We start from the raw sequence: 7,538 nt of genomic DNA, 5'->3' as shown, positions 1-7,538 counted from the left end.
TTTTGCCTGGTGACAATAGAGACGTGGAACCACCTGATCCCTTACCGAACTCAGTCGTGAAACGCGTCATCGCCGATGGTAGTGTGGGGTTTCCCCATGTGAGAGTAGGTCATTGCCAGGCACCTAATAAACAAAGAACCCCAGTACCGGAAGGTCCTGGGGTTTTTTGTTTTTTAGTCGCAAGGAGACTTCTGAGCGAATGCCCATGTGACCACAGATGCACCGAAGGTGCGCAGGGGAGGCGCCAACGGCGTCGCGAAGCGATTACGAACACCGTTCGTAACCTATTGTAGGTCATTGCTCGCTTCGTAAGAGATCCACTGCCAATCCCATCGCGGCCTTTGCAAGACCGCTCCAACTATTTAACAGAATCTCTGCCGGATCAGATAGTCGGGTCAGACCAGAGGTCAGACCCGGTGCTCCGATGTCAGTTCACTGCTCCGGTGTCTGACCTCCGGTCTGACACCATTCTCTAATTACGCTCCTATTGATCGCGGCCTTCGCAAAACCGATCCTACGTTTCCTAACTCTCCAACCAAAACGTAACCGGCCCATCATTGGTTAGTGATACTTTCATATCGGCACCAAACTTCCCGGTCGCAACTTTAAGCCCCGTTTTGTTAGCCGCTTCTACAAAGTAGTTGTAGAGCTCTTCACCCAGTGCTGGAGATGCCCCTTTTGAAAAACCCGGTCGTTTGCCCTTGGAGGTTTCGGCTACCAGCGTAAATTGAGAGACCACCAGTAACTCGCCTTCAATATTTTTAAGGCTAAGGTTCATCTTGTCCGATTCATCGCTAAAGATGCGGTAGTTGATCACCTTGTCGAGTAGTTTATCGGCTTTTGATCGGTCATCCTCTTTCTCTACACCGAGTAAAAGAAGTATCCCATGATCTATTTCACCGACGCAGTTGCCGTCTACTACAACGCTAGCACTGCTGACTCGTTGAATAAGTCCTTTCATTAGCTGGTTAACTCCAGATACTGATCGGTGGCATGGATTAAACGGTCTGTAATGCCCGGCTCAAAGGCTGAGTGTCCGGCATCACGAACGATATCAAAGTTTGCTTGAGGCAGTTCTTTAGCCAATAGGTGTGCCTGCTCAATAGGGCAAACCATGTCATATCGGCCATGAACAATCCAGGTCGGTATCTTTTTGATGCGATCACAGTGATTGAGCAGTTGGTTTTCAGACATAAAAGAGTTGTTGGCAAAATAGTGTGCTTCGATACGCGCCATGGCTAATGCGACATGAGGATCACCAAAGTGGTCAACCAAACTAGGGTTAGGATCTAATGTGGAGCAGCGTCCCTCCCAAATAGACCAAGCCTTTGCTGCTGCCATACGCTCTAGTTCATTATCACTGGTCAGAACTTTATAGTAGCTGCTGACCATGTCGTTTCTCTGATCGGCCGGTATCGGTGCTATAAATGATTCCCAATGGTCAGGGAATACATAGCTTGCTCCCTCTTGGTAAAACCACTGAATATCTCTAGGTCGACAGAGGAATATACCTCTTAGAAACAGTGCATTGACTCGCTCTGGGTGAGATTGTGCGTAGGCAAGGCTTAACGTAGAACCCCAACTACCGCCAAATAGTGCCCACTTATCTAGGCCGAGATGGGTACGAATCTTTTCAATATCAGCGATTAAGTGTTCCGTTGTGTTGTTTTCTAAACTGCCATGCGGCGTCGAGCGCCCACAGCCGCGTTGATCAAATAGAATGATTTTGTAATGTTCTGGGTTAAAAAAGCGTCGATGCTCGGGCGAACAACCACCGCCTGGCCCGCCGTGGACGAACAGAATAGGCTCGCCATTGGGGTTGCCTGAAAGCTCTAAAAAGAGGCTGTGCCCTTTGCCTACATCCAGTTGCTCGCTGTGGTAGGCACTTATTTCTGGGTAGAGTGTTCTCATTCTACTGGTAACCCCGCATCTTCTAGGCGTTTCTTACGCAGCTCAATTAATCGATCGATCTCAAATATCTCCTGTGGGCTCGCATCCGTTTTAAGCCCTCCCACAATGGCGTAATTGATACGGGTTTTATGCAGATCAAAGAAGTCGGTCAATGACTTAGCTACCTTTAGTCGATTCTCTGGATAGATTGTGACTAAGTGTTCGGTTAACTCACCCGCTCGTTTGGGCAGCTTTAATACCATCTGTAATGCTACCTCTTCTGCTTTTAGGTGAGCAGATTCCAGTGCAGTTTTTATTAGGTGCTGAGGATCTTTCGGGTTCTGTTTGAGTGCCTCAATCAACAGTTTAAGCGCCGGCTCTGCAATCTCTGCAGCCACGTACTCCTCAAGAGGAGGCACGGATGCAGGGTTGGTTGTGAACTGGTAGGGCTGAGCGGGTTCTAGACGTTCGGTTCGCAAGAAGAGCTTACGCACTAATAAGAAGAGCATCAGCAGTAGATGCAGTGAAATGACGTAGAAGTAGAGCCAAACAGAGCTAAACCACTCCATCATAGCGCCCGCCACGATAGGGCCGACGACACCACCGACGCCTAATAGAATTTGCATCATACTGGTTGCAGGCATCGCCTCTTTACTGTCGATGTGGTCGAACACCTGTGTCACAGCTAGCGGGAAAATAGCGGCCCCAGCGCCCCCTGACAGTAGGAAGAAGAAGGTGACGAACCAGGTGGGTAGAGCGCTGTAAAAATCGATAATGATGACGGCATTTGCACCGACACCAATCATCATTAATACAGCGCCCACCGTACGTTTATCGAAACGATCCGCAAACCAGCCAGTTGGGTATTGTGTCATGAGGCCCCCAAGCAAATAGGAGCCTAAAATGATTGATAGTAGTGTGCCGCTAAAGCCTCGATCGTAAGCGTATAGAGCGATCAGTGATACGCTTGCGGAGCCAATAGAACCCGCCACCAGGCAAGATAGAGTACCTGATGGAGAGACCTTCCATAGTTGCCCAAATGACATTGGGCGGCTTCGGCCAGGTAGCTCGGGTGCTGGCATGCGTGACATCGACATAATAATCAGAGCGATCGCTAATACGGCGCTGATAATACCGAACAGTCTAAAATCACTCTCTTCGAAAATGTTCATCACAAAAGGTGCTGAACCGAATCCGACAGCAAAGAATATCTGGTAGACACTGAACAGTTTACCGCGGTTGCTGCTATCACTGGTGACATTAAGCCAGCTCTCCAGAGTAATAAAACTGGTGATGAAGCAGAAGCCTGCAACGACCCTTAACAGGGAAGTGATGATGAACGATTCAAGAAGTGTGTGCAGTATTGAGACGATCGACAGTGTTGCAGCCATTGTTGCAAAGGCGCGGATATGACCGACGCGGTTGACGACTTTGGCGCCAAACATCCCTGCCAGGATAGAGCCGGCGGCAAACATACCCATAGCAATACCGACTTGTGAAGACTCAATGCCCGCCGACTGCATTCTTAAAGGGAGGATGATAAAGAATAGGTTGTGGCTAAGCGCCATACCAATAATTGAAAAAAGAATAGGGCTGACCCGGTAAAAAATGCTGTTGGTCATTAGGTGGTTCCTAGTTTGTCACTTCAAGATTTCTTGGACTTTAGTTTACTCCGTTTATTTCGTTTGAATATAAAAAAACGGTGCTCAATTTGCATTGGCACCGTTTTATGTTTTGCATTTATTGCAAATTAATTAACGCTTAGCGCGTTTACGCTCATGCTCTTTCAAGAACTTCTTACGAATACGGATGTTCTCAGGTGTTACTTCAACCAACTCATCATCTTCAATGAAGTCTAGAGCCTGCTCTAGAGTAAAGCGGATAGGTGGCGTTAGCACGATGTTCTCATCAGTACCTGAGGCTCGGACGTTGGTTAGCTGCTTACCTTTGGTTGGGTTAACCGTTAGGTCATTCGAGCGGCTATGGATACCAATGACCATGCCTTCGTACACTTCAATGTTTGGACCGATCATGAGGCGACCGCGCTCCTGAAGAGAGAAGAGTGCGTAGCCCAGTACTTTACCGTTAACCATCGAAACCAGTACGCCGTTGTTACGAGTCACCGTCTCACCCTCTTTCACCACACCGTAGTGGTCAAAGATTGAGTTCATGATACCAGTACCAGACGTCATGGTTAGGAATTGGCTACGGAAGCCGATCAAACCGCGAGAAGGGATCATAAAGGTCAGGCGACAGCGGCCTTTGCCGTCAACTTCCATATTCGTCATGTCACCGCGACGCATGCCTAGCTCTTCGATGATCGAGCCCTGGTGCTGCTCTTCAACGTCGATCATAACGATCTCGTAAGGTTCGTGGATTTCGCCATCTACCTCTTTCTGAATTACTTCAGGACGGCTGATGCCAAGTTCGAAGCCTTCACGGCGCATGGTCTCAATCAGTACCGATAGGTGAAGTTCACCACGACCTGATACACGGAATTTCTCAGGGCTATCACCCGGCTCTACACGCAGTGCTACGTTGTGAATCAATTCGCGCTCTAGACGCTCTTTGATGTTACGGCTGGTAACGAATTTGCCCTCTTTACCGGCAAACGGAGAGTCGTTGACCTGGAATGTCATAGAGACGGTTGGCTCATCGACAGAGAGTGCTGGTAGTGCTTCAACAACATCTGGGTGACACAGCGTATCTGAGATGTTGAGTTCGTCTAGACCGGTAATACAGACAATGTCACCTGCTTGTGCACTGTCGACATCGACACGATCAAGACCGTGGTAGCCCATGATCTTAAGGATACGACCTGAACGCATTTTTGCGTGTGAATCGATGACTTTAACAGGCGTGTTGGTAGAGATCTTACCGCGTGAGATACGACCCACACCGATAACACCGACAAAGCTGTTGTAGTCCAACGCAGAGACCTGCATCTGGAATGGACCTTCTGTATCGACGTGAGGCGCATCAACGTGCTTGATGATCGCTTCAAATAGAGGCGTCATATCGTCAGCCATAGCTTCGTGATCATCACCCGCAATACCGTTGATCGCTGAGGCGTAGACAATCGGGAAGTCCAACTGCTCATCGGTAGCGCCTAGGTTGTCGAACAGTTCGAAAACCTGATCCATAACCCAATCTGGACGTGCACCAGGACGGTCGATTTTGTTGATAACAACGATTGGCTTAAGGCCGCGTGCAAAGGCTTTCTGAGTAACGAAGCGTGTTTGTGGCATTGGACCATCAACTGCATCAACAAGCAGAAGGACCGAGTCAACCATCGACATAACACGCTCTACCTCACCACCGAAATCGGCGTGCCCAGGAGTATCGACGATGTTGATGCGGTAGTCGTTCCAAGTGATGGCGGTGTTTTTGGCAAGGATGGTGATGCCACGCTCTTTCTCTTGGTCGTTTGAGTCCATGACGCGCTCAGCGCCTTCATCACGACGGCCAAGGGTACCTGACTGCTCTAGAAGTTTATCAACTAGGGTGGTTTTGCCATGGTCGACGTGTGCGATGATGGCGATATTGCGAAGATTTTCGATCACGAGGTGAGTCTCATTAATTAAAGATGCGCGGATTATACGCGTCGAGCGTGATCAAGGCGAATTAATAGCCAATAAATTTGGACCATATGAACAATTGTTAGAAGCGAATCTAGTGCAAAATTTTTTGGCTGGAGTATCATATTGGCACACATCGACAGACTAGTAATAGTTTAAAGCACCATTGTGGTGCGTATGTTTTAGGTGTGCATCAAATTGGTGCGTTTATTGTCATTGGTGATTCGTTGCTGATGCGGTAAATCACCGTAAATAAAGACTTTTTTCGAGTTGGCATACTGTTTGCTAGCTCGTTAGGAAGACTGAGCTTGCATGGTGCAGGCTTAAACCCAAGGCTACTAGTCTGGCAATATCTGATAATGGAGAGAGCCATAATGTCTGAACAGACACTAAATCTGATCAAAGAAACTGACGCGAAGTGGATCGACCTTCGCTTTACAGACTCTAAAGGTAAAGAGCAGCACGTAACTATCCCAGTTCACGAAATGGGTGACGACTTCTTCGAAGACGGCAAAATGTTTGATGGCTCATCTATCCAAGGTTGGAAGGGTATTAACGACTCTGACATGATCCTTCGTCCAGATGACTCTTCATCTATCGTTGATCCATTCTCTGAAGATGCAACAGTCATCATCCGTTGTGACATCGTTGAGCCTGCTACAGGTCTTGGTTACGAGCGTGATCCACGTTCTGTTGCTAAGCGTGCAGAAGAGTACCTGAAATCAACAGGTATCGCTGACAGCGCTATGTTCGGTCCAGAGCCAGAGTTCTTCGTATTTGACGAAGTTCACTTCCACTCTGACATGTCTGGTTGTGGCTACACTGTATCTTCTGAAGAAGCTGCATGGTCTTCTAACAGCAAATTCGAAGGCGGTAACACAGGTCACCGTCCACGCGTTAAAGGCGGTTACTTCCCAGTACCACCAGTAGACTCTCTACACGATCTTCGTGCTGCAATGTGTGACGCGATGACAGCGATGGGTCTGCACGTAGAAGTACACCACCACGAAGTAGCAACTGCTGGTCAGTGTGAAATCGGTGTGGCAGGTAACACCCTTGTTAAGAAAGCTGACGAAGTTCAGATTCTTAAGTACGCAGTTCACAACGTTGCTCACGCTTACGGTAAAACAGCTACGTTCATGCCTAAGCCAATCGTTGGTGACAACGGCTCTGGTATGCACGTTCACCAGTCTCTATCTAAAGGCGGTGTTAACATCTTCGCTGGCGACGCATACGCGGGCCTATCTGAAGAAGCTCTTTACTACATCGGCGGTATCATCAAGCACGCTAAAGCGCTTAACGCTCTATGTAACCCAGGTACTAACTCGTACAAGCGTCTTGTTCCAGGCTTCGAAGCACCAGTTATGCTAGCTTACTCAGCTCGTAACCGTTCAGCTTCTATCCGTATCCCATACGTAACTAGCCCTAAAGGCCGTCGTATCGAGACACGCTTCCCTGATCCAATCGCTAACCCATACCTAGCGTTCTCTGCGCTAATGATGGCGGGTCTTGACGGTATCCAGAACAAGATCCACCCTGGCGATGCAGCAGACAAAGACCTTTACGATCTACCAGCTGAAGAAGCTGCTCAGATCCCACAGGTTTGTTCTTCACTAGAAGAAGCTCTGGACGCTCTAGAAGCTGATCACGAGTTCCTAACTCGCGGCGGCGTATTCACTGAAGACATGCTAAACGCTTACATCGAACTTAAGCGTGAAGAGTGTGCTCAAGTGAGCCAGACAACTCACCCAATCGAATACGATCTTTACTACTCAGTTTAAGATCTTATCGATTCAAAAAACCCGGCACCTGCCGGGTTTTTTATGTTCAGGACGAACGGTATCCTGCTAGCAAAAGGATGTGCAGGAGCAGGGCATGCCAGGACGAACGGTATCCTGCAGGCGCATGGATGCGCACAAAACACCTCGCACCAAAATGGTGCATAATATCTTCATATATGCCATTCTATTGTGCATGCTAAAACTCAAAAGCCCGTGGTTACTGGGTTTCGCTGAGTTGGCAACCTTTTTGCTTATTAAGTAGAGCTATTAAGGCTTAACGTTAGAGTAG

5 protein-coding genes and 1 rRNA gene are annotated in these 7,538 nt (G+C 48.3%); 2 read left to right on the top strand and 4 right to left on the bottom strand.

Annotated elements, in window-relative coordinates; genetic code table 11:
- Nucleotides 1-5 precede the first annotated feature (5 nt).
- Nucleotides 6-121 (top strand): 5S ribosomal RNA (gene rrf / locus XMD579_RS10855).
- A 402-nt stretch (nucleotides 122-523) separates the two neighbouring features.
- On the opposite strand, the gene dtd is transcribed toward rrf, so the two are convergent.
- The 4 genes from dtd to typA all read right to left on the bottom strand — a co-directional run bounded on the left by dtd (nucleotide 524) and on the right by typA (nucleotide 5,453).
- Entirely contained in the window at nucleotides 524-961 is a 438-nt protein-coding gene (gene dtd, locus XMD579_RS10850; protein WP_173483774.1) for a D-aminoacyl-tRNA deacylase, read from the bottom strand.
- Complete coding sequence (gene pip / locus XMD579_RS10845; RefSeq protein ID WP_173484510.1) at nucleotides 961-1,911, bottom strand: prolyl aminopeptidase; 951 nt, start codon at nucleotides 1,909-1,911, stop codon at nucleotides 961-963. Before pip ends, dtd begins: the two co-directional genes overlap by 1 nt.
- A complete protein-coding gene (locus XMD579_RS10840) occupies nucleotides 1,908-3,512 on the bottom strand; it encodes an MFS transporter (protein WP_173482208.1) in 1,605 nt (534 codons plus the stop codon). The genes pip and XMD579_RS10840 overlap by 4 nt, the downstream gene beginning before the upstream one ends.
- A gap of 132 nt (nucleotides 3,513-3,644) precedes the next feature.
- Complete coding sequence (typA, locus tag XMD579_RS10835) at nucleotides 3,645-5,453, bottom strand: translational GTPase TypA (RefSeq protein ID WP_173482209.1); 1,809 nt, start codon at nucleotides 5,451-5,453, stop codon at nucleotides 3,645-3,647.
- Nucleotides 5,454-5,842: 389 nt separating this feature from the next.
- On the opposite strand from typA, the gene glnA reads away from it, so the two are divergent.
- Complete coding sequence (gene glnA / locus XMD579_RS10830) at nucleotides 5,843-7,249, top strand: glutamate--ammonia ligase (RefSeq protein WP_173482210.1); 1,407 nt, start codon at nucleotides 5,843-5,845, stop codon at nucleotides 7,247-7,249.
- Nucleotides 7,250-7,538: the final 289 nt, after the last annotated feature.

It is taken from the genome of Marinobacterium sp. xm-d-579 (assembly GCF_013282935.1).
In the GTDB taxonomy this organism is placed as follows: Bacteria; Pseudomonadota; Gammaproteobacteria; order Pseudomonadales; family Balneatricaceae; genus Marinobacterium_E.
The sequence above is the reverse complement of the archived record's forward strand: the minus strand, read 5'-3'. Positions and strand labels throughout refer to the sequence as shown.

Coding starts and splice junctions, on each gene's coding strand:
- pip (WP_173484510.1), bottom strand. CDS start 1,911: ATGAGAACACTCTACCCAGAAATAAGTGCCTACCACAGCGAGCAACTG.
- XMD579_RS10840 (WP_173482208.1), bottom strand. CDS start 3,512: ATGACCAACAGCATTTTTTACCGGGTCAGCCCTATTCTTTTTTCAATT.
- glnA (WP_173482210.1), top strand. CDS start 5,843: ATGTCTGAACAGACACTAAATCTGATCAAAGAAACTGACGCGAAGTGG.
- dtd (WP_173483774.1), bottom strand. CDS start 961: ATGAAAGGACTTATTCAACGAGTCAGCAGTGCTAGCGTTGTAGTAGAC.